Origin of the sequence: Mesorhizobium sp. M7A.F.Ca.US.011.01.1.1, assembly GCF_003998295.1 — a bacterium.
Lineage (GTDB): Bacteria > Pseudomonadota > Alphaproteobacteria > Rhizobiales > Rhizobiaceae > Mesorhizobium.
This window is the reverse complement of record NZ_RZRT01000009.1, coordinates 16,739-43,680: the sequence shown is the minus strand read 5'-3', so window position 1 is coordinate 43,680 and position 26,942 is coordinate 16,739. Positions and strand designations below refer to the sequence as shown.

18 protein-coding genes and 6 pseudogenes are annotated in these 26,942 nt (G+C 56.4%); 7 read left to right on the top strand and 17 right to left on the bottom strand.

Annotation, left to right across the window (positions count from 1 at the left end; translation table 11 throughout):
• Positions 1 to 230: 230 nt before the first annotated feature.
• The 5 genes from EOA13_RS12550 to EOA13_RS12530 form a co-directional block, all read right to left on the bottom strand.
• Positions 231 to 473: a hypothetical protein gene (locus EOA13_RS12550; protein WP_127273917.1), complete on the bottom strand. Its 243-nt coding sequence runs from the start codon at positions 471 to 473 to the stop codon at positions 231 to 233.
• 24 nt (positions 474 to 497) lie between these two features.
• Complete coding sequence (locus EOA13_RS12545; protein ID WP_063169314.1) at positions 498 to 2,276, bottom strand: ABC transporter permease subunit; 1,779 nt, start codon at positions 2,274 to 2,276, stop codon at positions 498 to 500.
• Positions 2,277 to 2,296: 20 nt separating this feature from the next.
• Positions 2,297 to 3,385 carry an ABC transporter ATP-binding protein gene (locus EOA13_RS12540; RefSeq protein ID WP_224570037.1) on the bottom strand — a complete coding sequence of 363 codons (1,089 nt, stop codon included), beginning with the start codon at positions 3,383 to 3,385 and terminating at the stop codon, positions 2,297 to 2,299.
• A gap of 190 nt (positions 3,386 to 3,575) precedes the next feature.
• Positions 3,576 to 4,682 (bottom strand): ABC transporter substrate-binding protein, encoded by a 1,107-nt coding sequence (locus EOA13_RS12535; RefSeq protein WP_063169315.1) that lies wholly within the window; start codon positions 4,680 to 4,682, stop codon positions 3,576 to 3,578.
• Between the two features lie 62 nt (positions 4,683 to 4,744).
• Positions 4,745 to 5,908, bottom strand: coding sequence for a M20 aminoacylase family protein (locus tag EOA13_RS12530; protein WP_063169316.1), 1,164 nt, complete (start codon positions 5,906 to 5,908; stop codon positions 4,745 to 4,747).
• Between the two features lie 443 nt (positions 5,909 to 6,351).
• Here EOA13_RS12530 and EOA13_RS37895 point away from each other — a divergent pair, with 443 nt between their 5' ends.
• A complete protein-coding gene (locus tag EOA13_RS37895; RefSeq protein WP_164548526.1) occupies positions 6,352 to 6,522 on the top strand; it encodes a hypothetical protein in 171 nt (56 codons plus the stop codon).
• 85 nt (positions 6,523 to 6,607) lie between these two features.
• A pseudogene (locus EOA13_RS12525) lies at positions 6,608 to 7,239 on the top strand (IS5 family transposase).
• 2 nt (positions 7,240 to 7,241) lie between these two features.
• Here EOA13_RS12525 and EOA13_RS12520 read toward each other — a convergent pair.
• The gene (locus EOA13_RS12520; protein ID WP_063169317.1) at positions 7,242 to 8,417 is read right to left on the bottom strand and encodes a Xaa-Pro peptidase family protein; all 1,176 of its coding nucleotides are present in this window, start codon (positions 8,415 to 8,417) and stop codon (positions 7,242 to 7,244) included.
• A gap of 258 nt (positions 8,418 to 8,675) precedes the next feature.
• Here EOA13_RS12520 and EOA13_RS37890 point away from each other — a divergent pair, with 258 nt between their 5' ends.
• Positions 8,676 to 8,831 carry a hypothetical protein gene (locus tag EOA13_RS37890; RefSeq protein ID WP_164548527.1) on the top strand — a complete coding sequence of 52 codons (156 nt, stop codon included), beginning with the start codon at positions 8,676 to 8,678 and terminating at the stop codon, positions 8,829 to 8,831.
• Positions 8,832 to 8,986: 155 nt separating this feature from the next.
• Positions 8,987 to 10,443: pseudogene (locus tag EOA13_RS12510) on the top strand (MFS transporter).
• An 830-nt stretch (positions 10,444 to 11,273) separates the two neighbouring features.
• On the opposite strand, the gene EOA13_RS12505 reads toward EOA13_RS12510, so the two are convergent.
• The 4 genes from EOA13_RS12505 to EOA13_RS12490 form a co-directional block, all read right to left on the bottom strand.
• Positions 11,274 to 13,613 carry a penicillin acylase family protein gene (locus tag EOA13_RS12505; RefSeq protein ID WP_063170375.1) on the bottom strand — a complete coding sequence of 780 codons (2,340 nt, stop codon included), beginning with the start codon at positions 13,611 to 13,613 and terminating at the stop codon, positions 11,274 to 11,276.
• 352 nt (positions 13,614 to 13,965) lie between these two features.
• Positions 13,966 to 14,709 (bottom strand): amino acid ABC transporter ATP-binding protein, encoded by a 744-nt coding sequence (locus tag EOA13_RS12500; RefSeq protein WP_135921822.1) that lies wholly within the window; start codon positions 14,707 to 14,709, stop codon positions 13,966 to 13,968.
• Positions 14,710 to 14,803: 94 nt separating this feature from the next.
• On the bottom strand, positions 14,804 to 15,778 hold the full coding sequence (locus tag EOA13_RS12495) for an amino acid ABC transporter permease (RefSeq protein ID WP_063170377.1): 975 nt from the start codon (positions 15,776 to 15,778) through the stop codon (positions 14,804 to 14,806).
• Between the two features lie 60 nt (positions 15,779 to 15,838).
• The gene (locus EOA13_RS12490) at positions 15,839 to 16,681 is read right to left on the bottom strand and encodes a transporter substrate-binding domain-containing protein (RefSeq protein ID WP_063169318.1); all 843 of its coding nucleotides are present in this window, start codon (positions 16,679 to 16,681) and stop codon (positions 15,839 to 15,841) included.
• 458 nt (positions 16,682 to 17,139) lie between these two features.
• Between EOA13_RS12490 and EOA13_RS12485 the strand changes: the two are divergent.
• Together EOA13_RS12485 and EOA13_RS12480 are read left to right on the top strand one after the other, a co-directional pair.
• Positions 17,140 to 17,517 (top strand): annotated as a pseudogene (locus tag EOA13_RS12485) (alanine dehydrogenase); the annotation flags it as partial.
• Between the two features lie 354 nt (positions 17,518 to 17,871).
• Positions 17,872 to 19,089 (top strand): serine hydrolase, encoded by a 1,218-nt coding sequence (locus tag EOA13_RS12480; RefSeq protein ID WP_063169320.1) that lies wholly within the window; start codon positions 17,872 to 17,874, stop codon positions 19,087 to 19,089.
• A 505-nt stretch (positions 19,090 to 19,594) separates the two neighbouring features.
• Here EOA13_RS12480 and EOA13_RS12475 read toward each other — a convergent pair.
• Positions 19,595 to 19,981, bottom strand: a pseudogene (locus EOA13_RS12475) (transposase); the annotation flags it as partial.
• A 269-nt stretch (positions 19,982 to 20,250) separates the two neighbouring features.
• Positions 20,251 to 21,906 carry an MFS transporter gene (locus EOA13_RS12470; protein WP_063169321.1) on the bottom strand — a complete coding sequence of 552 codons (1,656 nt, stop codon included), beginning with the start codon at positions 21,904 to 21,906 and terminating at the stop codon, positions 20,251 to 20,253.
• 581 nt (positions 21,907 to 22,487) lie between these two features.
• Between EOA13_RS12470 and EOA13_RS38675 the strand changes: the two are divergent.
• A pseudogene (locus EOA13_RS38675) lies at positions 22,488 to 22,654 on the top strand (IS21 family transposase); the annotation flags it as partial.
• Positions 22,655 to 23,054: 400 nt separating this feature from the next.
• On the opposite strand, the gene EOA13_RS39370 reads toward EOA13_RS38675, so the two are convergent.
• The 5 genes and pseudogenes from EOA13_RS39370 to EOA13_RS12445 form a co-directional block, all read right to left on the bottom strand.
• Positions 23,055 to 23,261, bottom strand: coding sequence for an SDR family oxidoreductase (locus EOA13_RS39370; RefSeq protein ID WP_199489648.1), 207 nt, complete (start codon positions 23,259 to 23,261; stop codon positions 23,055 to 23,057).
• Positions 23,249 to 23,530: pseudogene (locus tag EOA13_RS39365) on the bottom strand (SDR family NAD(P)-dependent oxidoreductase); the annotation flags it as partial. The pseudogene EOA13_RS39365 and the gene EOA13_RS39370, both read right to left, overlap by 13 nt.
• A gap of 27 nt (positions 23,531 to 23,557) precedes the next feature.
• On the bottom strand, positions 23,558 to 23,755 hold the full coding sequence (locus EOA13_RS39360) for an SDR family oxidoreductase (protein WP_063169323.1): 198 nt from the start codon (positions 23,753 to 23,755) through the stop codon (positions 23,558 to 23,560).
• A gap of 739 nt (positions 23,756 to 24,494) precedes the next feature.
• Complete coding sequence (locus EOA13_RS12450; RefSeq protein ID WP_224570030.1) at positions 24,495 to 25,388, bottom strand: polysaccharide deacetylase; 894 nt, start codon at positions 25,386 to 25,388, stop codon at positions 24,495 to 24,497.
• A 145-nt stretch (positions 25,389 to 25,533) separates the two neighbouring features.
• The gene (locus EOA13_RS12445; RefSeq protein WP_063169325.1) at positions 25,534 to 26,937 is read right to left on the bottom strand and encodes an aspartate aminotransferase family protein; all 1,404 of its coding nucleotides are present in this window, start codon (positions 26,935 to 26,937) and stop codon (positions 25,534 to 25,536) included.
• Positions 26,938 to 26,942 lie beyond the last annotated feature (5 nt).

The following is a 26,942-nucleotide window of genomic DNA, read 5'->3' as shown; positions in this document are numbered from 1 at the left end:
CGGTCACCACTTCGCCAATATAATGTCCGAGACGGCACCATCGCGTTTTCAGATGACCAGGGCTCGCTCTGCTGACCTGTCCCTTGGTTCGTCACCTTGATCCCGGTGCACTAAGGGAGGAGGAAGGTCAAAGTCGCGGTGGGTAGCCGATTTCAGAAATCGCGCGATCAGCCGGTTGACGTTGGCTAGCTGTTCGTTGTTCAGACGGGCGAAGGATCTGTGCGATCCGGTCAGCGCCGTTGACCTCGAATTCCATCCTGGCGCGCAGCAAGAGGATCGGCAGGTCTGAGCTTGCTGGCGAGCAAGGCCGGCCGATCCCAGACATAGTCCGAATCCTTGATCCGCATGTGCCAGATGATAATTGCAAGAGCTTTACTGGTTTCCGTTTTGGACCAGGTGGCCATTTTATCCGCCCGTTGAAGCCCCGAACAGATGCTTGTCGCCAGTCCGTAGGAATAGGTCGGACGCATCATCAGGAAGTGGATCTGCCACGCCAGTTAGGCAGCGGCTTCCTGTAATGTTCGCTGCATGCTCGGTCGAGAACGCCACCAGACGGCATAGAGGACAAGCATCCAGATTAAAGGCAGAAGCATCAAAAGAGAAGCGACTGCAGCAATCGTCGGGTCGATTTGGTGGCGGATATTCTCCAGCATCTTCAAGGGCAACGTCCGCACCGACAGACCGCCGACCAAAGACGTTATGACCGCTTCATCGAATGACTGGAGGAATGCGAACATGGCGCCGCCGATCACTCCCGGCCTGATTAACGGCAGTGTTACGCGAAAAAACGTTTGCAGTGGTCCGGCACGCATACTCTTGGCCGCCTGCTCTAACGTCCGATCGAAGTTGGCCAACGTCGCAGAAACGATCACCACCACAATTCCAACAGCGCCGATACTGTGAGCGAGGGCGATACCACCCTTTGTGCCGATTAGACCAATCTGGATGAGACCCAGATAAGTCGCGATACCGACCACGATAACTGGAAAGGTGATAGGCGTGATTATGATCATTGTCAGCACGCCGCGAAGTCTTGCGCTTATTCGGCTCAATCCGAAAGCAGCAAGTGTTCCCAATAGAGTAGAAATAACAGCTACCTCGACACCAATCTCGACGCTGGTCCAAGCTGCTCCGCTCCAAGATGCATCGCCGAAAAACGAGCGATACCATTGAAGCGACAGGCCCGAAGGCGGAAATTGCAAAAATGCCCCGGAACTGAACGACATGATGACAACGATTATCCCTGGGAATAAAAGAAAGGCCATCACCAAAACGATAAAAACGATCGCGACGACTTTAGGCCATCGCCTTTCCGCCCCAGGCACGTAGCGCCGTCCCGTCCACCGTTTGACACGATAGGGACGCAGAATTTCGCTGAAGTTTCGTTTGATAACAAGAACAATGGGTAGTCGGGACATCGAGCCCTTCGGAGCTCGAGTTTGGCTTTGCTCTTGTTTGCCGGAGAGGTCAAGCCCGACCATGGAAAGCACCACAATGGCAAACCCGAGAAGGATGAAGGACGCAGCGGCAATGCGCGGAATATCGAACGAGCTATTCACCTCGGCCGCAATGAAGGTTGAAAGCATGGCATCGCGCAATCCCCCAAGTGCCGCCGGCGTGATATAGAATCCTAGGCAGAACACAAAAACTAGGAGCGAGCCACTCCGTGCGCCTGGAATGCTAAGGGGGAGAAATACACGCCTGAAAGCGGTGAAAGGTCCCGCTCCCATACTGCGTGCAGCAGCCATCAAGGACCGATCGATCCCCATCATCGCACTAACCAAGGGAAGTATCATCATCGGCAGCATGATGTGGACCATGCCAATATAGACCGCGGTTCGGTTATAGATGAGTTGCAGAGGTCGATCGATCAATCCGACGTCCAGCAAGATGTTGTTGATGACCCCGCGATCCCCAAGAATAACAATCCATGCGTAGGTACGCGCCAGCCCACTGGTCAAATAGGGGATGATCACGAGAGCGATGAGCGTCATGCGCAGAGTCTTGGATGCCGTGACGATCAGATACGCGGTTGGATAGCCTACGATTAAGCAGATGGCAGTTGCGACCAGACTTATTTCTATCGTTTGAAAGAGCACCCGCACATTAGCTGGCTGGGCGAAAAACGCTCCGTAGTATTGGAACGAGAAATCGGGGGCATTGACACTGCTTAGGAAAAGCAAGGTTATAGGGGCACCGAAAACCACAAGCAAAAGCGCGAACGCGGGCGCGGTTAACCCAAGTGGCACCTTGGCCATTCTGCGCAAAAGCTTCATGGATATCCCTTATCAATCGCTTATGGCGAAACGAAGCGAATGTCTGACCGCAGCCACGTGAGGCAAACCTCCTCGCCTGGCTGGAAAACAGGTTGGTCTGCCGCGACATGTTCCCGGACGATGAGAACATTGTTGCCAACGCGAACATGGTATTTTCGCAGAGGGCCGGCAAAAATCATATCGTCGACCGCACCGGCAACATATTGCCGCTGGTCCGTTTGAGCCCACTCCGCAGTCTTCGGAAGTACACTGATGCGCTCTGGCCTTATCATCGCAACGGTGCCGATTTGCGGCGCGTTGCCCCCTCTGGCCAGCAACAAGGCATCCTCGAGAATGTTCGCCTCACCCAGAAATTTAGCGACAAAGCACGATGATGGCCGATCATAGAGGGCCTCTGGTGTATCGATTTGCTCGACACGTCCTGCGCGCATTACAACAATCCGGTCTGACAGAGTAAGCGCCTCCTCCTGGTCATGCGTAACGCACACCGTCGTGATACCGAACTCCTTGTGCAAGCTCTTCATCTCGATCTGCATCTGCTCACGCAGGTTACGGTCGAGTGCGCCAAGCGGTTCATCAAGTAATAGGAAGGGTGGATCGGCAATCAGCGCGCGGGCTAGCGCCACGCGCTGCTGCTGACCGCCACTCAATTGGGATGGCATGCGACCGCCGAATTCCCCTAGATGCACGCGCTCAAGCATACGGGCTACCCGAACCTTCCTCTGATCGGGAGCCATGCCCCGCATTTCGAGAGGGAATTCCAGGTTTCGAGCCACTGTGAGATGCGGGAACAGCGCATAGCTCTGGAACACAATTCCTTGATCGCGCCGGTAGGACGGGACCGAAGCCACTGAATGGCCGGCGATCATAATATCACCCGAACTCGGGGCCTCAAAGCCGGCCAAGAGCATCAGGGTAGTGGTCTTACCCGAGCCGCTCGGGCCGAGAATCGTCAAGAACTCGCCGCGACGCACGGTCAGCGACAGATCCCTGACCGCCGGAACACTCCCGTACATCTTGGTAACACTGCTGAACTGAATTTGTGGCACCGATTGGTTCACATCTGCAGCGTCAACTTCCGAACGGGGGGCGGTATTCATTGCGTGCATGTTCACTGTGGCTCCTCCACCATCGCTGGCGTGCATTAGCAGGCATTTGCCGTACCTTCTGCCGTCGTACCCGATGCCGTGAGCGGAGAGGCTAGTGGGCTACCCCGCTCCCCGTCACATTTTCAGCATCAGTTTCGACTTTAGCCCGGTATGGAGTTACCCCGACCGGACTTTCGCACTTCAACCAACCCTACTGCAGGATCCACTCATTCCACCGCTGGATAAGCATCTCAGTGTTGGAAACACCGCTGGGGCCTACCTCATTGTACCATTTGCCGTTGATGGAAACGCTGCTCTTGATGTAATCTGGGTGGGTAGGGAGCTTGCGCGCAACTTTCTCGGGAAGAAGTTTGAACGCATTGCCGTTGCTTGGTCCCTCAGGAAACAATTGGCAAAATGCTGCCTGACGTTCCGCGCGAGTGGCGAATTCGATAAACTTCTGCGCAGCCTTCGCGTTGGGTGAACCCTTTGGAATGACCCAATAATCCCACTGCAGCTTCGCCTGGTTTCGATTGATCTCCGTCGCGGCGCCCTGATCGATCAACAGTAGAGCTCTTCCGTCATACGATTGAGCGATGTCAACGACCTTATCATGCAACATCTGTTGAATCTCTGATCCGCTGCTCCACCACTTACGGATGTGCGGCTTTATTTTGTCCAAACTGGCAAACACCCGGTCGATATCCATCGGGTAGAGCTTATCGGGAGATACACCGTCCGCTAACAGGGCCTCTTCCCAGGGTCCTTCTGAACCAAACTGGCCGGACACCAAGGTGCGAACGCCGGGAAACTTATCAGCATCCCAGAATTCAGCCCAGTTTGTCGGCCGGGGTTTATCAGCTGGGAATACGTCTGTGCTATATACCATATTATATGAGTAAATCAAATTTGCCACGCCAAACGGTTGCTTGGCAAATTCATAAATTCCGTCTAGCTCTTCTTTCCTGAACAAGGAGTAATCAATTTCTTCAAGAATTCCTTTCTTAGCTGCGACCAAGCCGGACCCTTGCGTAAGCGCCCCGACATCTACCGTGACATTGCCCGATTTTACCATCAACTCGACCTGTCCCATACCCATGTCGTCGGTGATTGGGTTGACCTTGATACCGGTCTCAGCTTCAAATGGCTTAGCGTAAGCCTCAATGTTAGCCTTTCCCCAATCGCCGCCGCCTAGCACTACGTTGATCTGGTTGGGTGTTTGGGCCGCAACGCGGCCCGCAATTGAAGACAGAGCGCCAGCCGCCATGGCGGTCGATGTCGCCTGCAGCAATCGTCGGCGATTTATTTCGTATTTCATGTCGTTACCCTCTTCTTGTGATCTCAGCCTTGATTAGCCAAGGTTGTTTTGCTTGGACAATGTCATGGTGCTAGAGCAGCCTCGGCCAAGTTGACCCAGTATCCAATGCCGTATGGCAGTGCTTCATCGTTAAAGTCGTAGGTTGGATTATGGAGAGCAGCAGTCGATCCATTTCCAAGCAGTATACATGCCCCCGGCCGCGCCTCTAGCATGTACGCGAAGTCCTCTGACCCCAAACTAGGTTTGACTTTGGGGTTCACCGATGAATGGCCGACCAGAGCACGCGCCACCTCTGTTGCCCGACGCGTTTGATCGGGATGATTGACAGTGAGGGGCTCCAGGCGGCGATGCTGAAACTCGACCTTCGCCCCGGAAGCGCGTGCAATATTTTCCGCGCACGCCTCAATCTGTTTTTCAGCGAAGTCGCGCAAAATCGGTGACAGTGTCCTGACTGTTCCGGCAATCTCCGCGCGTTCGGGAATGATGTTGTAAGCTTGTCCGGCGTTCAGCTTTGTGACGGAGATCACCAGGGACTCGGTGGGGTCCGTGTTGCGTGAGACTAGTGTCTGCAAGCCTAAAATGATCTGAGCTGCAACAACGACGGGGTCAATTGTCAGATGGGGAGCGGCCGCGTGACCCCCTCTGCCTTTGACCACAATATCGAACTCGTCGAGCGCGGCAAAAATCGAACCTTCGCAAATGCCGAACGCACCAACCTCCATGCCTGGCCAATTGTGCATGCCAAAGACCTGAGATATCCCGAAACGGTCCATGATCCCCTCCTGGACCATTCTTTGGCCGCCGCGGCCATCTTCCTCGGCAGGTTGGAAGATCAGGGCAACGGACCCTTTGAAGTTCCGGGTCGCGGCGAGGTATTTCGCGGCGCCAAGGAGCATTGCAGTATGCCCGTCGTGACCACACGCGTGCATCTGTCCGGACCTTTTCGACGTCCAAGGTTTGCCTGAAGCTTCGAGTATAGGCAGAGCGTCCATGTCGGCCCGCAACCCGATAGTGGGCCCATCTCCGAGTTGACCTTGGATCAACGCAACCACGCCGGTTTCAGCTATCCTGCACTCGATGTGGTTAATCCCGAAGGAAGCCAGCTTTTCCGCCACAAATGCCGCTGTGTCATTCACCCGATAGTCAAGCTCCGGATTCTCGTGCAGGTACCGGCGCCAAGTCATCGCTTCGATCTCGATCTCCTTGAACCTGTCAACGCCAACCATAGGCACGTTCCCGCATTTGAGTAATTTGGATCAGGCGCCGGTGCGTAATTAATGATCGATGCCACCGGTGTTTTCGTCAAATGCAGTTTGGATATCGTAACCATCTAGAACCGAGATAGCCCCGCGTTCAGGCCTCGGTGTTGGCGCCGGCGACTGCGACCCGATAACAAGCCGTTTGCCCTCAAATGGATAAGCTTCGGCCTTAGAGGACCAGCTGCGAAGTGCTGGCAATCATAAACTCTGGCTCTGCTGGCAACGGCCAATGGCAAAGGTCTGAGTAGGAAGAGCTGTCACCATCGCGACACTCCTCCCCCTCCCACGACCTACTTTCCAGGACTGCATGCGCTTTGCCACTCAATCCGCAAACCGCAGACCCTAGGCGGCGTGGACAAATTCGATGTTAGCAGGGTCGCTTTCCTGCGATCGGGTTGTTAGCATTGGGAATGACACTGGAAGAAGAGAGCGAACGAGCTACGTCGATGCTGATTGGCAAGGTTGTTCGCCGTGTCATGCGCCACCGCGATGGAGAGGTGGTGATCGAGTTTGAGGATGGCAGCCGATTTTTCGCGGATAGCGACAGCCCTCTCGAACTGTCCATCACCTTGGCGGAATAGTATATCCGCCTTACGGAATTTCGGACGTCGATGCGATTGACGTAGCCCAAGAGGATTGATTCAAGGCTGCTTTTTGGAGGCAGGTTTGAGCAGGGGCGATCTCACCGAAGCAGAATGGCGTGTTCTCAAGGGCTTGCTGCCCATCGACCCTGACAAACGCGGCCGAGGTAGACCTCCCAAGCAGAATCGTTCGATCATCAACGGCATTCTCTGGCGGCTCCGCTGCGGCGCTCCATGGCGGGATGTCCCGCCCAAATACGGCAGTTGGAACACCATCTATCGTCGGTTCCGACGCTGGAGCGAGGCCGGGGTCTGGGAGACCGTGGCGGTAATGCTCGCCGAGGTCATGGCGGACAGCGGCCACTACAGCATCGACAGCACCACAGTTCGCGCCCATGTCTCGGCAGCGGGCGGAAAAGGGGGACTCGTGCACCGGACGCCTTCCTTGCGGACAAGGGCTACGATGCCGATACCATTCGCGCCGATCTCGCCGAGCGGAAGATTAAACCCGTCATACCCGGCCGATCAAACCGCCGCGTGAAGATCGAGTATGACCGGGCGCTCTACAAGCAGCGGAACCGAATCGAGCGCATGTTCGGCCACCTCAAAATCAACCGGGCCATTGCCACCCGCTACGATCAATTGGCCAATAGCTTCCTCGGAATGGTCTACCTAGCCACCGCCAGATACTGGCTCAAATTTGTCCACGCCGCCTAGCATCACGCCCGATAAAGTGTTGGCGGGATTTCGCTCAGGAGTTCCGCGCCGCGCTCTGTCACGAGCACGTGTGCGCCGGCACCAAATAGGTAGCCACTTTCGCTGCACAAAATGTTTGGCATGTGCAGGGTCATGCCAGCTCGGAGTGGTTCATTTACATCGGGCTCCAGGCTTAGGTCGCCGCGCTCAGTCCAATTGATGCCAGTTTGGTATCCTGTTCGTTGGCGGAAGACGCCCTTGCGTCCAGATCGCTTCAACACCTCGCCCCCAGCAGCGTGAACGTCCGCCGGCGTAGCACCTGGTCGAATCGAGGAGACAAGGGCCGCAATGACCTCTTCAGCCAAGCCGTGCAAAGATTCGGTTTCGGGATGTTTGCCAAGGACTGCGCATCGAACCATTCCCACTGTATACCCGTGTTTCGAAGCCCCTATCTCCAGAAAGGCAGGTTCGTTGTTGCTGAGAGGATGATGGGTCGCTGGCGCATGGGGCAACTTCACTCGCTCTCCAAACAAAATGGTACCCGGCGCAAGCCCGATATCCCCAGCGGCGTTGCTGGGGTCGTTTGTTACCGCCGCAGCTAGGGCCGCTGCCATTTCGATCTCCGTAATGCCGGGACGAAGCGATTGCTGAAAGGTTCGAATTGCCACGTCAGTGAGTCGAACAGCATCGCGCATACACGCCAACTCAAGTTCTCCTTTCACTGCTGACACTGACGAGACCAGTCGGGTGACGTCAGTAATCTTCAGATCCGGGAGCTGGTCTTGGACTGCGCGCACGTCGGCGGGCGCGAGATTCCAGCAGCCAAGCTCGAAACCGACTCGCTTATTGTCCAGTCCGAGTCGACGCAATACATCGGCGCAGACCCTGCCAAAATCAGGCTGATGTGTATAGGTTTCAATTTCCTCGATGCAGCTATATGAACGTACTGCCTGCTCGTCATATTCTCGGACAACAAATATCGGGACCCGACCCGGCATCAGAATAAGAGGGAAAGGCGCGAAATATCCACCGCTCCCATCGTAGCCGCTGAGATACTTCAAGTGGCCGTGCGCCGTTACTACGATTGCGTCCAAGCCTGCCGTAGCAACCGCATCCAGCACATTGTTTTGCCGGCGCTCATACTCTGATATCGGAAACGGTACACCAGTCAGAGGAATTGCGGAGCGTGTCGTCGCCATATCTCACCTCAATCAGTGTGTCGTGGTTTGGTTGCGCAAAACGCGCGATCGCGTCCATGTTCGAAATTGAACAAAAGCTTCGCCGGCTCATGCGGGGTGACAATCCCCTTTCCTGGCGGCTAGCGTCAAATGCTGTTTTTATATCGGCTGCATCTCGCAGCGAGATGCGCATAGTGCCTTCATCGGCCGCTCAATGCAGGCAACGCTGGTCTCCGACAGCTTTGTTCTCGCCAGAGGATCGCCGACAAAGGCGCCGAGTTGCTCGGCAAGCTCGTCAGCCTCGGCCAGAAGAACCATGCTGACGACCTTGAGCTTGGCAGCGAGTCGGCGCGCCTTCGCATTCTTGCCGGCGAAGCCGCCGACGCCGGGGGAACTGTGCCGGCGCCACGCAACAGCATGTTTGCACTGATGTAAGGCCGCTGCGACACCAGCGACGGCTCTCCGCCGCCACCTCCGCATCTCGCTACCAGATGACACTAATACAAAGACTGCATTTGGCGCATCCGACGTGTAAGAGGATCGTGTCGCGCGAAGTGGTTAAGCTTGGCGGAACCGAATCGGTCGGAGCAATGAGCAAAGCGGCGGGCGCAGATGCGGATGTAGTTTCGCCGAAGACGTTTGCGCCGCTCAGGAATACGACATTTCGCTCAATCTGGTTTAGCCTCTCAAGTCTCTTCCCTTGGCTGGCTGATGCAGACCGTTGCTATCAGCTGGCTAATGGCAACGGTTCCGACCTCCGATCTGATGGTTGCGCTCGAGCAGGCTTCGTCTAACCTGCCCGCTTTCATTTTGTCCATTTTCGCTAGGGGTTCTCGCCGACAACTTCAGCCGTCGAAGAGTCATGTTCGCCGGCCGATGCCTAATGGTAATAGCATCCGCGATGCTACGGCTTCAGTGGTGCTGGGCTTTATCGCCCCGTGGATGATCTTCGGCTTCAGCTTCTTGATCGCAAGTGGTGCCGCGCTCAACGATACCGCCTGGCAGGCTTCTGTTGGCGATATTGTGGACCGACGCGAAGTTCCCGCTGCCGTCACCCTCCTCTCCATTGGCTTCAACACTGCACGGACCGTGGGACCGGCGCTCGCGGCATCATGATTGCGTCGTTCGGACTTATGACGGCTTTCGCTATGTTTACACTCACCTATATGATCCCTTTGGTCACCATATGGCGATGCAAATGGAAGGTTCGCTCCTCACTTCTCCCACGTGAGTCAATGAGGACGGCCATCTATGACAGGCTGCGCTTCACAGCGATGTCATCGGAAATCAAGACGGCGATCGCCCGCGGAACCTTCTTTGGCCTGTCGGGCATCGCCATACTCGCACTGCTGCCATTGGTTGTCCGCGATCAGCTGGGCGAAGGACCGCTCGCCTATGGCACCATCATCGCCGGCTTCGGCACAGGCGCCGTCATGGCTGGCGTCGCCAACAGCCTATTAAGACGGAGCTTGTCAGAAGAGCAACTAATGACGCTGGCATGCGTCGCCTGTGCGGCGTGCTCCCTTTTTCTGGCACTGCCTCTTCCATTGCGAGCGGCGTCCTGTTTCCCCTTCGCGAGGGTCGCGAGGCCGAGCCCGACCCTTTGGAGGAATTCGACGCGCCGGCAGTCGCCCTCAGTCTCAAGCCGAGAAGCGGCCCCATCGTGGTCAAAGTCGAGTACCTCATACTCGTGGAAAATCTAGAAGAATTCCTCGCCATGCGCGGGTGCCGGCATGTACAGAGTCGCGTTGGTGCTCGGCACTGGACTCTCCAGCGCAACCTTCAGGAGCCTGTGCTATGGACGGAGACATTCCGTACGCCGACCTGGACCGACTACCTTCGCCTGAATCATCGCCTTACCGAGGCCGACAAGGAACTGGACGAGAGAATCATCCTCCTCCACAAAGGAAAGCATTCTCCACGAATAACATTGTCAATCGAGCGCCCCACGAGTGCTCCACGCAAGCCTGAGTCATCAACGCCTTTTTTCCCCCGCCATTCAACGAAACGGCCAGCGTGCCACCGCAGGCTGAATGAAGATACATAAGAAGGCACGTCAACTGCTAACCACATCGGGCGGGCAACAAGCATCGCCGCCTTCGGGTATATGACAGACAGAATGTAGCGGACTTGAAAAATGAAAGGCGCTCACCCACCGCCAACATTTCTCGGCTGGTTCCCGGCATTCAAGGTCCTGCGGCTATACGCGAAGGCGGCAAGCCGCGTTGAAGTCGTCGATATTCAGTCGCATCGAAGGACAATGACGTGTTGCCCTGATGCCACTCTCTGCGAGGTTAGCTTGTTTCTCGGATGAGGAGACAGACAATGGTCTGCCCCCTGAAAGGTCCTCCCTGAGGTATGTGTCCATTCTTGAACTCGGCTCGACAATGATAGCGAACCCTGTTGACCGTCGCACTGTCAGTCTCGAATCAAGTGCTCTCCTACAGCAGATGCGATTATCGCCAATGCGTACTGGTAGCGCCCGAAGCGCGCGTTATCGGCAGCCGCCGAGGGCCGTGATGCGGCCGCGATCGAGCCTTGTAGTAACAGACGCGCTCTCCGGTGGTCGGGCCAGCACCTTACCCCTCTTCCCTATGGCCCCAAGGCAGAGCAATTGCCAATGCGGGACATCCCGCTTCTAAGTCTCCTGCAACATTATTGGAGGCCGCGACGGCCCTGCTCGTGACGATCAGGGGTGGTCGCCGCACACCAGCGGGATCATTGCCCCACAAGCGCATCCAGATTCCGGCCGGGCGTTCCGCTGTCAATATCAAAGTCGGCCGGCGGGCGCTAAAGTGTCGATCCTCACCTTGCCGCCAGGTGAGTTCGACCGATATGTTCCTGCTACAATGGTAAGCGGCCTATACTGTCGCATCCTCAACAGTCAGCGGGAGACAGGACGACCCTATGTTCGAGCTCCCTCCGTATGGACTCCTCTGAATATAACAAGGGCTTGTATTCGCCCCGTTGCCAATCGTGATTGAGGTCACGATAATGACTTGAGATCGGAACACCCGACTGACCTGGATTGTTAATAAAGAGACTGTCATCCCATGACCCAACGTCCATGATTATCCGCACTGACGGTCCTTCTGAAACAGAGAATTGGCCGCTTCGGTAACTCGAAAAATTGAGCGTTGAGCTACTTCCGCCGAGGGCTATGGCGCCCAACGACCATTGTTCAGACGTCAGTGCCTGCAGAGGGTGGCGCAAATCAAGCTTATGTATACTGCCCCATGCCCATGAGGCAGAATCGTCGCCAAATCGACATATGCATTCACTCCAGGCAGAAGTTAGGGATTCCATTATGGAATGCTTCAACTTTTCACTAGGCTCTGCCTGTTCGAGCCAAGAGGCTATGGCCGAAGGCTGTAAAGGCACGAGCAGTGCCAACACTTCATCGTCAGCGCTTTCTAAGCGAGCTACTGTCGGGCCAAGGTGTTTGCTAAGCCAAATCTCAAAGAACGCGGCGGCTGGCGAACTCGCATCCAAATGCCGGTCCCAGTTAGAAAATAAGTGCAACGCAGGCATGTTTGCAACCGAACCGAGAAGAGTGTCTAGTTTCGCAAGAATACGAACTGCTATCGGCGAATACACCGAACATTGCAGCGACATGCAGTCCCGCAACGAGATCTTCTCTGATCGTGAGAGAGTTGTATGAAGGGTATCATGTCTGCTGCTGTCAGACCACTCGTAGCCAAAAGCAGGATGCGATCTACTCCATTCCTCCGGAACATTCATTGCGTTGGCAGTGGCGACAAAACCTTTGGCGGGGTTCATCTCGAACGGCCCATCGTCCGGTGACAAATACCCTTCCCATTCGAACCGACCGTCTCCTGGAACCGGAAGCAGGCCGTCCCAATTTCTTCGGACCGGAGCCGCACCTGACGGTTTCCACGCAATTACATTCGACGTGTCCGCATAGATGTGATTAACTGAAGGACAACCCCAGTTTGCTAGACTGGAGGTGTATTCTGAAAATGTCTTAGAGCGCATTACGGCCAAGCTGGCCATGTAAGGTGCCATGCCGGGATCCATCCATACGGTTCTCAGTGCGAAGGCGCGGTCTTTTTCAGCATTTTGGTTTAAAATGGGTCCATGGCGTGTGAACTGAAGCTTTACCTCCTGGTCGGTGTGGGCGCGAACTGGAATTTTCTCGTGTATAGTCTTCACCTGCTCCCAGGCCCCTTTATATAAGTATTTATTTCCCTCACTCTTGGTTTCGTAAACATAAATATCTTCTTGGTCAGCGCCGAAAATAGTCAGACCAAAGGCGGCTGTCCCGTTGTGACCCATGGAGATTCCTGGGATCATAGGCTCTCCAGCGCCAATTACATCGAGCCCGGGCATACTCAGGTGTACAAGATACCTGATGGACGGAAGGACGTGCTTGCGATGCGGGTCTAGAGCAAGGATTGGTCGCTCCGTTGTGGTTTTTGTTGCGGATATGGCCCAGTTGTTTGAGCCCTCTTGGAACACCGTCTGCATGATCTCATCACTCGGTGTTACGCGGGTCCAACGGTCAGCTTCCTGAAGACTTGCTGCAAGTCTTTCCCTCGAGAATGAGACGGGACAGATTGCCAAGCGAAAATCCTGCAGTACTCGATCTGTCATAAAGGCGAGGTCAAGGCCCTCCGCTGGTCGTGGCGCTATCGGAGGTGACAATTCTTGTCTCAACCTGTCGAGGCGGGTACCTCGTTCCACACCTGCCAATGCCATCACCCTGCAGCGCAGAAGCTCCGAAATCGCATTTCGGGTTAGTGAGTGCGTTCGCACGCGAACGACGTCTTCGGGTTTCCAATAGTCGGGAGTGTGACCGAGGAGGCCAAACTCGGGTGGCAAGGCAATCAAACCGTCATGGCAACTGTCTACGTAGGAATTGATCCCCTCGGCAAACGCTGAGCATATCTCTTCGGAATCCGGGCCGTACGCCTGCCATTCTGCACTCATGGCTCCGCGAAATAAAAAGAGACGCGCCGCCCGATCCTGCTCCAAATATCCGGGGCCAAAGTCTCGTGACAGGAGACCGAGACCTCGTTTGCGCGCAATATCAATTTGCCAGAGGCGGTCTCGAGCTGCATTCCAACCCTGCGCGAAAAATAGGTCGTGCAAGTTCTGAGCCTTGATATGAGGAACCCCCCATTTATCAATGTCGATCGTGACCTCACTCTTAAGCTTGTCGGAGCTGTGGCGGTCGAAGGTTATGTTCTTTAACATGTGTTGATCCGTTTGGTTCACCCAAAGATGGTCGGGAATCTGCCAGAGGACGACGTCTGCAGATTGTGGTCGGTTGCGGGCAGAGGGTTGAGGCCGCACTCTTGCAACCTGATCATGTGTGGCGAGCCAATCCTCAGCGCGCCTGGACGCGAACTGGCACGGTGGGCTGCGCACAAGCTCAGCGGGATCCTACTCTCGCGCTTCCGGGAACGAGGCGCTTGCCGAGAACGCTCTGATGTATGTCAGCCAATACGTACGAATACAATATCCGCACATGTTGTCTCGCTGGCCTGAGGCAACGCATTCGATACACAGTAACTCGGTCGAACGGCCTCGTTGAAGGATGGCTCCCTCAATGCGACAAGATCTGGCTGAGAAACAATTTCGTTCTTTCGTGCTGCGGGTTTCTGAAGAAGTCGTGCGGTGTACCCTCTTCGACGATCTCACCTCGATCCATGAAGATTACTCGATCGGCCACGGCGCGCGCAAAGCCCATCTCGTGGGTGACGCATACCATGGTCATGCCGTCGCGTGCGAGTCCGGTCACAGTCTCGAGCACTTCAGCGACCATCTCTGGATCGAGCGAGGAGGTCGGCTCATCGAAGAGCATGACTGCAGGCTCCATACAGAGGGACCGGGCAATTGCGACGCGCTGCTGCTGTCCCCCGGAGAGCTGAGCCGGATATTTGTTCGCCTGTTCGGGAATGCGCACGCGCTCTAGGAATTTAAGCGCGATCTTTCTAGCCTCACCCTCTGGAACGCCCTTTATCCACATCGGCGCCGCCATACAGTTCATCAGCACGGTCATGTGCGGGAAAAGATTAAAGTGCTGAAAAACCATGCCGACGCTTTTGCGAACTTCAGCTACGTTGCGCATTTTGTTATGTAACCTAATCCCAGTGACGGTAATCTCGCCATCCTGGTGCGCTTCGAGCCGATTGACGCAACGGATCAGCGTCGACTTTCCCGAGCCTGAGGGCCCACAGATGACGATACGTTCGCCCTTGCGGACGGTTAGGTTGATGTCAGTTAGTGCTCTGAAGGCACCATACCATTTGGATACATTCTTAGCTTCGATGACTTCGTCGCTCAATATTGCATCTCTCTTGTTCATTGGCGCATCTGTAAGTGCCTTGAAAATGGCCGAACCAACTTAGACGTCTTTTTTAGCTTGACCAATGAATTCACGATCATCGCTTCTTACTTCTGGCAAAATGGTCCTCGATCCGGGATTGGACCAGTTCCAGGCAGGCGGATAAAATCCAATAAATCATTGCCGCTGTTACTAGCATCTCCATAGTATGGAAGGTTGGCTGGCCGAGTGAGTGAGCTAGATACGTCAGCTCCCAAACGCCAAGAACCGAAACGAGAGAGCTGTCTTTGAGCATTGAGATGAACGTGTTTCCCATCGGGGGAATGATAACCGGAAGCGCTTGCGGCAGAATGATTCTGCGCATTGTGAGCGCAAAGCCGAAACCTAATGACCGGGATGCCTCCCACTGGCCGCGATCGATGCTGGCTATGCCCGAACGGAAGATCTCCGTCATGTAGGCACCACTGCATAGCGAAAGCGCCAACACGCCTGCAGGCACGGCATTAATAACGTAACCTACCTGGGGCAAGCCCATGTAGATCAGATAAACCTGCATGAGAAGCGGCAGACCCCGGAAGCATGAAGTGTAGAAGCTGACTATCGCGTAAGCCATGCCGTTGCTTGACAGTTTCGCAATCGCGCCGATTATTGCGATAGCCGACGCAAATAGCAGTGACATCGCTGATACGTAAACTGTAGTAACTACCCCCTGCGTAATTAGAAATGGCAGGTTTGCCCAAATAAATGGCATGCTTAAGTCAAATGCCGCGAAGAGCGAAAGGAACAGTAGCACCAACTCAAACCATACGATCCCGATTTGGATTTTGAGCGGGACAAAACCAATCAGCACGAGGTTGAGGCAGAACATTGCGGCAATTACAAAAGCGATCGCAATGCGACTGTAAAACTTCACTTGTGCGTGATCGCCAATCACGGGCCGTAGGAGTTCGCCCATCGTGGTGCCCGCTACGTTGAAGATAAGAAAAACCGCGAGCACAATTGCAAATATGCAGCCGATAAACCATGGCTTGTGGACGAGCACCTCAGATTCAACTGTATCGTGGTAAAGCATAAGCATTTTCTTCCTAAGAAGAGGCGCCCCCGGGAAGGGGACGCCCACGATTGTGTCATGTTATTTATCGACGCTGAAATCCCCCCCGAACCACTTGACCGAGAGTTTAGCAAGAGTGCCGTCATCCTTCATCTTCTTGACCGCGGCAGCGACCTTGTCGATAAACTCCTTATCGCCACGCTCGATTGTGACAGCGCCCGGGGCGTAGAATAAGGGATCGCCAATAACCTTCAATGGATAGCCAGATTTGATTGCCGCAGCCGCCGTCGTTCCTTCAGTAATGACGCCATCGAGACGAACACCATCGCCGAGGCGCAGGTCGTCAAGCGTAAGAGAGTTAGCACTTGGATAAGCCTTCACTTGGCCCGCTGTAAATTGATATTGTATTGGCTTAGCGCCGATCCATGCCGGTGTGAGCTTGTGATTGGCATACAAATCGCCAAGAGTTCCCGCTCGGACGCCGACGATCTTGCCCTCCAGGTCGGAAGGCTTCGTCGCTTTGCTATCCTTGTGAACGACAGCGACTTCGCCTTCGTAGAAGTACATGGCCGGGAAGGCGAATTTTTTGGCGCGATCGTTGGTCGGCGTCATTTGACCCATGGCCATGTCCCAACGCCCCCCCCACTGGCCTGCCTGAATGATATCCCAGCCCGGGGTCACGAATTTGATCTTCACGCCCAAGTAGTCCGCAATGCCCTTCGCGACCTCTACATCATCACCGTCGAGTTCATGTTGGTCGTTCAAGTGAGACAAGGCTCCCCAGTCGGACCCGACCGCTACCGTCAATGTCTGTGCCGCGAGCACACGATCAAGGACTTCGCCGGCGCAAGCCTTGGCTGACAAAGACATCGACGCAACCGCCATGGAGACTGCAACTACGACCGTCGTTACATGATTGTTCATCTATAGTTCCCTTTTTTCTCGTTCTTATTTTCTTGAAAGCTACCTTCGTCGCCACCGAGAGGAGTGTCTTAGCGGTGCGCCATTGCTCCCTGCTGATTGGACCCATCCCGGTCCGTCATTTAACGAACGACACCTTATCGCTCTGCATTGTTGGCATTCAGCGAAATCGAGTTCGATGATGCAGGTTTCCTGCGAACTACCCTTGGCTTTCGCCGGATCGCTCTGGCGATTTCACAAAGCACGGATACCCTGGCCTCAGAGAGGTCGGCGAACTCGCCAACTCGCTGGACTCCGAAGGCTGCAGATTGCATCGCCACAAGACGTCTTGTTTGGAAGGATCTAAACTGGACTGGCGCGTTGAATTACACCTTGCAGGGCTGACTCTGGTCACGTGGGAACTGCGGTCCAAGCCCCTCTCTCTCCCTAATCTCGACCTCCCTAATCTCGACCTCCCTAATCTCGACGACCTCTTCGCCGGCCGTGTGCGCACCCGCTACTCAACCGTCGGGGCGCTCGAGGAAGAATGCTTCTCTGCCGACATCGTGGTCGGGGCCGTGCTGATCGCCGGTGCTGCCGCGCCAAAGCTCGTCACCCGCGAAATGATGTCCGGCATGAAGAAGGGCTCGGAGCTGGTCGACGTCGCTATTGACCAGGGCGGTTGCTTCGAGACGTCGCATGCGACGACTCAAGCCGAGCCCACCTACGAAGGCGACGGCGTTATCCACTATCGCGTCGCCAACATGCAGAGTCGCCCATGCCATTTCGCGATTTCTTGCCTTGCGAGTTCGCACGTATCCCTCTGGGTCAACATCGTTGATAGACCAGAGAATTTTTGACTCATCGTAGCTCGGACAGCGGAGACGCGTTACAATTGTCAACCCGTTCGGACCCGGTTTAATCGAGATGTACTCGGCATACTGCGCATGATGGCTCATGCCTCTTGTAGCTGGAAGCGTTCGGCAAGTTAGGTCCTACTTGCCACGCGAGAGCGGGGCCGCAAGTATGCGCCGGCCGCAATACAACGCTGATTTGCTGCGTTGTCGAGGACATTTCGCATAGAATGCGCGCCTGCCGCTGCTATGATCATAACATGTTGTGATTTAGTCCAGTCCGAACTCCCGAGGTTGGGTCGCAACTCTCGATAGCCAGCTGGCGCCGGGGGCGCCTAGGCATGAAATTGGATCCCATGTATGACAGAATTCAAACAACGGCAAACCGTCGGTAACGCGTCGGAGAGCGTACTCGAATTCGACGGACAGCAATACCTGGACGGCCGTGCATCGGATCCTCGCGAATTTGGCTGGATGCGCGGTGCGCCGCCGCCGCCAGACAAGCGTGTAACATTCGAGAATGAAACTGTTTGGACCTTTCCTCAGCTTCGCTGGTCGCTATCGCATATGCGTGAGCTGCGGCCCACAGTCCAAGTGTGGCGAGGGCGGGGCGGACCGTCGCAGCTTGAGTGCAGCAACAGGTCTACCGAAATCGATGGGCTCACGTTCGTCGACATGGACGACCGCACCAACCGGTTCGAGGAGGCGCTATTCGACACCTACACCGACGGCATTTTGGTCCTGCATCGGGGGCGGATCATATACGAACGATACTTCGGCGCACTCGCGCCGCACGTACAACATTCGTGTCAGTCAATCACCAAATCGTATGCGGGCACCCTAGCCGCGGCGTTGGTGCATGAGGGCATTCTCGACGACAGGAAGACAATATCGCAGTTTGTGCCGGAATTACGAGGTACAGGGTGGGAAGATGCAACGCTCCGCCAAGTCATGGACATGCAAACTAACGTTGCTTTTACTGAAGATTACACAAGTGTAGACAAGTCATATAGATGCGAATACCTGCGTACCATACGAAAGGAAGGGGCGCACGGCAAATTTGTCTACAAAGGCGTCGATACCAATGTTATGGCTTGGGTTATGTCGCGCGCAACGGGCCGGTCGTTCGCACAACTGTTGGAGGAGCGCTTATGGTTGCCACTGGGCTGCGAAGAAGACGCCTATGTCGAGATCGACCCGACAAACGGTATGCCGAGGGCGCATAGCGGACTCAATGTGACGTTGCGCGACTTGGCGCGTTTCGGCGAGCTGATGCGATGTGAAGGCTCGTGTAATGGCAAGCAACTGGTTCCCGCGAGTGTTGTCTACGACCTTCAAGATCTCGACCACCCCGCCAAGCCGGACCTCCCATTCGGCTATACATACCGAAGCCAATGGTGGGTATCACACGACGAGCTTGATGCTATTGAAGGTCGGGGCCTTTACGGCCAGAACCTGTACATAGCGCCAAAGGCGGAGATGGTGATTGCGCGCTTCGGGTCGCACCCCGCTTGCGACCACATTGATCGGATTAGAAGGCCGCAGATGCAGGCATTGGGGAGGATGCTCCGCGCGTAACTTGATGCACTAGACGGTCACCGCGCTTGTTTAGGAATTTCCTGCAAATTCGCGGTTGAAGAACTGGGGCGCCTACGCCGAATTCCTGCGTTCGGCTAGGGGGCAATTGGCGCAAAAGGCCTGTAGACGCTGCTACGCTTATGAAGTAAATACCAGAAGCCTCGCTTCCCATATGCATAATGCAGACCGATCTGGCTCGCTTTTGCTGAGGAAACAATGATCACCGAACATTGCATATTGATTGGGGCCGTCGCGACTTTGTATTGCGAGAATGGAACCGGTGGACCTATTGTATTCTTGCATGGTGCCGCTTTCGGGCTTATCCGTCAGCTTGACCTGAAACAAAACCCAACCCAAACATCAACGAGACCCAGGATCAGACCGAAAAATGGCCGCCTTCAAATCGGAATGCTGGCCGGAATGAAATCGGAATGACTGGCCGGCTTCAAATCGGAATCGGTGGCCGGCTTCATCGGAATACGCAGGCAATGGTATCGGCATCAGTGGCAGCGCTCTTGCGCTGCTTCTGGACGGTGAGATCGGCGGTTACCTGGGAAAGCCGGGCGACCAGCGCCTTGAGCCGCTGCTGGGCCGCGCTCGGCGGCAGCGTCGGCTGCAGCCGTTTGACCTCGCTATAGCGGGCGATGACGGCGGCGTCGATCCTGTCGGTCTTCTCCAGGAAGCCCATCGCCTCGGCGAATCAGCGTACGCTCCTCGCATTGGCCATGCCGCAGGCTACTCCCAACTCCCACGACAGCAGGAAGGGAAGCCGTTCGTAGCCGCCACTGGCCTCCATGACGACGAGCTCGACACCATTGACCTAACACCAGGCAGCAAGCTCGGCTATGCCTGCCGCATCGTTGCGAAAGCGGCCCGCCGCTCCGCTCGGCACGACATGGGTATCGAGCCAGTCTTTCGAAACATCCACTCCACAGATAGTCTTGTTCACGGTAACCTGCCTTGTGCGTGCGATTGGAGCCAAGCGACTATTCGGTCGTACGTGACGAAGGCGAAGATCCCAGGCTCACCCACGGTTGTGGCCGGAGGGGTGTCGGGCGACTTCGCCTTGCTTCGAACCGGATGGCCATCCGGTTCGAGGCTCAGTCGCTTCCATCGCACAAAGTCCTCTGCGTGCAGATACAAGGGGTTAACCTCGAAGAGTCAGTGTCGGAGAAAATAACGTGCTGATTCATCGGACTTTAGGGCCGAGCTTGTTGGTCGCTCGATAAAAAGCATGATTTTAGGCGGAAGCTGTCCTGCATGCAATTTCAGCACTTGTTTACCCAATTCCTTGTCTGCTTCCGTGAGACGATGGTTCAGGCGAAGGTAGTCGGTCCAGGTCGGCGTGCGGAATGTCTCTATCCATTGCATAGGCTCCTGAAGGTTGCGCTGGAGAGTCCAATGACGAGCGCCGACGCGACTGTGCACATGCCGGCGCGCCCGCATGAGTTCCAGGAATGCTTCGCGATTTTCCTCGGGCACTAGGTACTCGACTTTGACCACGATGGGACCGCTTCTTGGCTTGAGATTGAGGGCGACTGCCGGTGCGTCGAAGTCCTCCAAAGCATCTGGATCGGATTCGCGGCGCTCGCGAAGGGGAAACAGGAGGCCCGTGGCGGCGACCAGCAGAAGGGCTCCAGCGGAGCCCTCCAGTGCCAAGGTCAGTGAATGGTTCTGGGCCACCGTGCCCCACACCCAACTGCCCGCTGCGATGCCGCCATCGATCAATGCATAGTAAATCGAGATGGTGCGCCCCACGACCCAGCGCGGGCTTGCCAGTTGCACGGTCACGCCGACCCCGGACCAGGCGGTGACCCAGCCCGCGCCACCCATGGCGAGTGCAATTGCCGCCACTGCAATCGAAGAAGTCAGCGCAAGCGAAAGGGAGCATGCCGCGCAGGCGACGCATGCGAGCGTCATCAGCCGCTCTTGTGACAAGCTCCGTCTGAACACGCTGTTCGAGATGCCGGCGAAGACGGCGCCTGTCCCGAATCCGGCCATGAGCGTGCCATAGGCGAGCGGTCCGCCTCCCAGCTGGTCGCGGACAACCAGCGGCAGCAGCGCGAGAATGGCGATGCTCGCCAGACCAAAGAGGGTTCCGCGAGTGATCGCCGTCTTAATCTCCGACGACATCGCCGTGAAGCGTAGCCCGTCATAGATCGCCGTCCTCATCGACTCACGTGGGAGAGGTGATGAGCGAACCATCCACTTGCAGCGCCATATGGTTACCAAAGGGACCAGATAGGTAAGACTGGTTACGGCGAAAGCCGTCATCAGCCCAAAAGAGGCAACTACTATGCCACCGAGCGCCGGGCCTACGGTCCGAACAGTGTTGAAGCCAACGGAGAGGAGCGTGACGGCGGCGGGAACGTCGCGTCGGTTCACCATATCGCCAACCGAGGCCTGCCAGGCTGGATCGTGGAGAGCGCCGCCGCATGCGATCAAGAAGCTGAAGCCGAGGATCATCCACGGATCGACAAAGCCCAGCACCACAAAAGCCGTCAGCATCGCAGATGCCAATACCATAAGGCACCGGCCGGCGAACATGACCCGGCGCCGGCTGAAATTATCAGCCAAGGCCCCGGCGAAGACGGATAAGATGAACGCTGGCAGGTTTGAAGAAGCCTGAACCAGCGCGACCATCAGATCGGAAGTCGAAATCGTAGCCATCAGCCAGCTGATGGCAACAGTCTGCATCAACCAGCCGAGCGAGCTGACCTGCGTGGCGAACCAGATTGAACGAAAGCTCGGATTTCTGAGGGGCGCAAATGCTCCTGGCGAATTTGGATCGGCGACTTGGTCCGCAAGACTGCTCATCAATCTAACTCTTGCCTATGAGCCAGTTTTACATTGCTCCGACAGCCAGCAGCCGCCCAACCCGTTGAAGGTCCGAATCGGCCAATGTGCGCAAATAGTTACAACGCCCGGCAGGAGATTGAACTCGCTGCCGGGCCGATGCGCCTTGGGAGGAGGCGTAGTTGGAACCTTTGTGAAGACTTGGAACCAGCCGCATCAGGCCAGCCTACACTTACAATATGAGGATCAGACCACTCCAGGATTTTAGTGCATTGAATGGGTACTCTTCCAGCAATCCTCGCCAACAAATGCAGGAGATCGGCGTCGAGCTCCTAAATCTGCATAATATCGGTGATTCGCGGGCGAGCAGTGCAGTGGGCACATTCTCCAAGCTAAACGCTGAACGGGCTTTTTGCTTCTCAAATCGCCATAACAGGGAGAGATGGGCAAATACTACTTCAATATGCTCCCAAGGACGCTGAGTTGACTGCAGCCTCAGCAGAGCTCTCCGCGTGCCTTTTTGCGGCTCCCCGCGGTGCTCGCGCCCGCCGCGCCTGCAAAGGCTTTCCTCAACAGTCGTTCAGTTCGAGCAGCCTTTGCCAACTCTGACTCAAAAGCTGCCCGACTGGATTGACGGCCTCAGCTTCTTCGGCGGGTCACTGAGGCGATCCGTCTGCTACAACCTGGTGTGGCCAAGGCGCTGTGGTTCGCGCCGACGCTGAACGCGACCGTTGCGACAATGACCGAGCAGTACGACACTGCCATATTGATCGCTGGGAAGCGCGCGAAGGGTAAATTCAACTTGCCCACCACCGCGATCAAATGTGCGCCGGGTAATGGCGCCGCTAACAGGATCGACCACCGGAACCGGTTACCGGCAGAGTCGGTCTGCATCCGGGAATTGCAGGGCCATCCTGTGTATAGGCTTAAATTGCGCTATTCTTCTCTACTGTGACAGGCGGGAGCCGCCGTCGACGGGGATCACTGCGCCCGAGACGTAGAACGCGTCGTCCGAAGCAGGAAGGCGATCACCGCCGCCTGCTCCTCCGGCGAGGAGACGCGCTCGAGCGGATTGGCGCGACCATCAGGCGTTGGTAGCTGCGTACGTGCAGCGCTCGAGTCATGTCGGTGGGGACCACGCCGGGCGCCACCGCATTCACGGTTATACCCTACAGGCCCTGCTCGCCGGCCTGCTGGAGCGTGAGATACGCGATCCCGGCCTTGGCCACCGAATAGCCTACCGTTCCGGGATAGCCCGTAAGCCCGAGGATCGAGCTGACATTAATGATCCGCCCGCCCGGCTGGCGCATCCGCGGCCGCAACTCGCGGGTCAGGCTGATGACTGCACGCAAGTTGATATCGATCAGCGGGAACAAAAGGCATCGTCAGTATCGGCGAGCGACTTCGAACCGCCAATGCCGGCATTGTTCACGAGGACGTCGAGCGTCTCGATCCTTGCGGCATCCAAGGCGGCCAGAACCCGCCCTGCGGCGTCGGGCATGGCCAGATCGCAGACGAGCGCCGTCTGGCCAAGGCCCGCAGCTGTGTCGTGCACTTTATCCAGAACATCCACTAGCAACACCCACGCCTCTTCCGAGCCAAGCCACGCCGCTGTTGCGGCACCGATCCCGCGCGCCGCGCCGGTGACGACGACAGTGTTTCTGACCGGAGCTTAGGCAAGGCTGCCTCCGTCGACCGTAAGCGCGGCGCCGATGGTGAAGCCCGCCGCATCGTCCAGCAGATAGCCGACAGCTGTCGCCACCTCGGACGGCAACCCCATTCGGCCCATCGGATGCGCAGCGATGATCTTCGTCCGGCGCTCGACCTGTGCCGCTTCTCCCCGGGCGAAGGCGACGCCGGCCTCGGCCAACGGCTGGCGATGGTTCCGGGGCAGACACAGTTTGCGCGGATATTTCTGCCGCGTGGTTCAGCGCCAGCGTGCGAGTCATCATCACAACCGCCGCCTTGGTCACCGAATAGATCGGCACGTCCTTCGAGGCCTGCAGACCAGCAGTCGAGCTGAAGAGCACCACCGATCCGCGGCCAAGCTCGCGCATCTGCGGGATGCAGCTTGCAGATTCGCCAAATGGCCCCGACGTTGAAGCTGAACATGGCTTCGTACCCTTCACGTCTATCAGCCGCTTCATCGCACCGTAATGCCAGCGGCCGCGACCAAGCCCTCAACCGGCCGGCCAAAGCTCTCGCGGGCGAGGTCGACCAGCCCTTCCAGCATCGCCGGATCGGTCACGTCGCAGACAACTCAACGGGCACCAGGACAGGCGGCCAGAGTTTGGTCCAGAGCCTCTTGCGACAGGTCAGCCAACACCAAATCCGCTCCACCCGCCGCCAGCAGTTTGGCACTGGCCGGGCCAAGCGCGCCACCCGCCGGTAATCAGCACCGTTTTTCCGGCAAAGGTCGTGTCAATCAAGATTGTAGTCCTCCTCCAAGATAAGAACTCCCACTGTACCCGCTCTGAAAGCGAATACCGGACAGCGGATGATCCGCGTCATTCCAAATCCATTGGTGACCGCCGCAACGGTCGAGGCGCAGGACGGCTTGCGCCGCCCCAAGAACACCGCACTCTACCGGCGTTCCTGTCTGAGAGTTTTCAGAGACATGAGGACGCACGCTCGGCGACCTGATGATGTGTGGCGAACCAAACGTCACCCTTTGCTTTGGCGCGTCGAATTAATTCTTCTACGATCCAGATCCGTGAGCGATATCCAATGACGTGTGGATGCAGAGTCAGCTGAAATAAATCGGCATCTTGATAGGCCCCTTCGAACTCCCGAATAAATACAGAAAGCACGTCGTCGACTGATAAATCTGGCCGTGAAGACCCATCGGGACTCATCCAAAGATAAGTGGCATCGTCTCGAATCCATTCGACCGGTATTTCAATCACTCCCGTGGGTTCCTCGTCTTCCAGCAGCTCATAGCAACTATCATCGGCCATAAGGGATGAGTCGTATGTCAATCCGGTTTCACGTATGATCCGTAGAGTTGCGTCGGAAAAATCCCAGGAAGGCGTTCGAATTCCCGTCGGGCGTTTGGAAGTGATTTTTTCAAGAGTGTCGGCACTCCTCATCATTAAAGAGCGCTCGCTCTCTGCGCTCAGTTCCGAGTTTAGCTCGTGTATCCAGCCGTGCATGCCAATTTCATGGCCTTCATCGACAACTGCGCGTTGCTCGTCTGGATACAACTGAGCGATCACAGCGGGAACGAAAAAACTCGCCGGAACGTCGTACTTTCTCAAGAGTTCCAAAGCCCGAGGCATCCCTCGTCGGCTCCCGTACTGACCCCAGGATAATCTGCTTAGCGATCGCCCTCCCCTGCGCAATTCGTTCGACTCATGATCGACGTCGAACGAGATGGCGAAGGCACAGCGTTTACCGCCGGGCCACATTGGTCTTAGTGCCTTGCCCGCTCTGACTTTGTTGATGCGCCGCCGCCAATGGCTTTCAGGCCATTCCCAGGGATTGAGTGCGGTCGAATTGGCCACCAGTTCCTCCTGAGCAGTGTCTGCATTGAATTCCGCCGAAAACTCAATGAGCGGAACGCGGCACCAGCTCAGCTGGCAGCCCCGCAAGCCGATCAGGCCGTCGCTTGAGTTTGCGCCTTGATTACGACAAGATGGCCCAACTCATTCAGATTTTCTCACTCTCGCGAACAAGCTCATCCATAACCGAGCGCACGGCGCTTTCTGCGATTGCAACAATCTCCTCCGCCTCAGCTTTGGTTGTAACCAGCGGCGGAGCAAAGCCCAAAATGTCCCCGTGCGGCATGGCCCGAGCGATAAGACCACGGTCACGGGCGGCCTTCGAGATTCGCGCACCTACCTTGAGCGCCGGATCGAAACGCTTCCGATTGTCGCGATCGGCAACGAACTCGATTGCGCCCATAAGACCGACGCCCCGCACTTCGCCGACGATCGGCAACTGCGCGAACCTCTCCTGCAACTGCGCCTGGAAAAACGCGCCGACGTCACGCGCATTGCCGGGGAGGTCTTCTTTCTCGACAATATCGAGGACCGCGTTGGCCGCGGCGGCGCCGATCGGATGACCAGAGTAGGTGTAGCCGTGCGAGAATGCCCCGACCTTGTCGGCTCCATCCTCCAGGACTTTATACACCTTCTCACCGACGATTGCCGCTGAAAGCGGGAAGTAGGCCGACGTCAAACCTTTAGCGATCGTGATGAGGTCTGGCTCGATGCCATAGTGCTGTGAGCCGAACATGGAACCGGTGCGGCCGAACCCTGTGATCACTTCATCGGCAATCAGCAGCACATCATGTTTTTTGAGGACCGTCTGTACCGCTTCCCAATAGCCTTCCGGCGGAGGCGTGATACCACCTGTGCCGAGGACGGGCTCGCCAATGAAGGCGCCGACGTTGTCCGGGCCGAGCCGCTCGATCAACTGATCAAGCTCGGCGGCGCGGCGAGCGGAGAATTCGCGCTCGGTTTCGCCCGGGGTTGCGCCCCAGTAATGATGTGGAACACCCGTGTGAACAATCTGCGGAAGTGGCAGGTCCATGTGGTCGTGATAAAAGCTCATGCCCGTCATCGAGCCCGACACGACGCTGCAGCCGTGATAGCCGCGTTCACGGGAGATGATCTTCTTTTTGGTCGGCTTGCCACGCAGGTTGTTGTAGTACCAAACAAGCTTGGCCTGGGTCTCGTTCGCATCCGAGCCGGACATGCCATAGAACACCTTGCTCATCTTGCCCGGCGCCATCTTCACAAGGCGATCGGAGAGGATCGCAAGCTCGTCGGTCGTGTGCGCCGCATAGGAGTGGTAATACGCCAAGCGATAGGCCTGACGCGAGATCGCATCGGCGACTTCCGTGCGGCCATACCCGACATTGACGCAGTATAGGCCGGCAAAGCCATCGATAAATTGGTTGCCATGCGCGTCCTGGATGCGGATCCCCTTCCCTGTCACCACGATCGTTGGGTCGCCGAGCTTGCCAGTGGCGAAATCTTTAAGCTGAGTGAAAGGATGCAAGACCGAGTTGCGGTCCTTTTCGGTGATCTCTTTGATGTTGATGGTCATTGAAT